1 protein-coding gene is annotated in these 870 nt (G+C 49.9%); it reads right to left on the bottom strand.

The genetic code is table 11. The features are described 5' to 3' along the window. The coding region (locus HMPREF0670_RS15100) for an IS4 family transposase (RefSeq protein WP_232213956.1) at positions 1 to 618 on the bottom strand (618 nt) is incomplete at its 3' end. Positions 619 to 870 lie beyond the last annotated feature (252 nt).

Genomic DNA, 870 nt, shown 5'->3' with positions numbered 1-870 from the left:
GGGTAACTCAAGCTCTATCTCCTCGTCAATGAGCACGTTTTGGGCAGCATGGTCGGGCAACGGCAGCTCCCTTACGCGCTTATAACGTATGTTTCCCTTGTGCCGCACCACGAAGAACACGTTCGTGCTGTCCCAATGGTTCAGTAGAGCATAGTCGCAGTATCCACGATCGGCAACGACGATGGAGTGAGGCTGCAGGGGAATGCCGAAAGCGGCCTTGTTGTCGCTGCCTTTTCCGTCCGTAATGTTCACGAAATCAGGCAGTAGGCAGTCGTAGTCGAGCAACGTGTGCATCTTCACCGCGCCTTTCTTTGAGGTGTAATGCGCCCAGTCATACACGGACATCGTGAGCGACACCAACGTCGAGTCAAGAAGTTTTATGGGCATCTTGAAGCGGAAACCTTTGCGACTGCCCCAGCCCTGCTGTCCGAAATATTTGTACACCGCATAGAATATGTCGCGGAAGACGTCGCTGTCGCGGTTCGTGTTCTGGTAAGACACGGTTGACTTTGATGGCGCACGGCTGATGCCAAGATGGTTTAAGTTGCCTGTGGCTGACTTCAGTCCGTTGGATATGTCGCGCACGGAGTCGCAGCCCGAGAACTGGCAGAAAACCATGCTCACAAGCTGTCTCCATGTGTCATAACCCTTGTTGTGCCTATCCGTTCCCGCAACACAGATGTTTTTTTGATGTTTTCTTTTGGAAGCTCGCGGATTACTTGAGAAAAAAGTGTTATATTTGCCATCGGAAGCTGGGTGATTGGTAGTCACCGCTAAGGTAGTAATTTTCCACCTTAGTTTGCAGCTTCCTTTTTTGTTTTTTCAAAAACGTTTAGGACAATATTGCCATGATATGATAAATTCCACCGT

Source organism: Prevotella sp. oral taxon 317 str. F0108, assembly GCF_000162415.1.
GTDB lineage: Bacteria > Bacteroidota > Bacteroidia > Bacteroidales > Bacteroidaceae > Prevotella > Prevotella conceptionensis.
The sequence above is the reverse complement of the archived record's forward strand: the minus strand, read 5'-3'. Positions and strand labels throughout refer to the sequence as shown.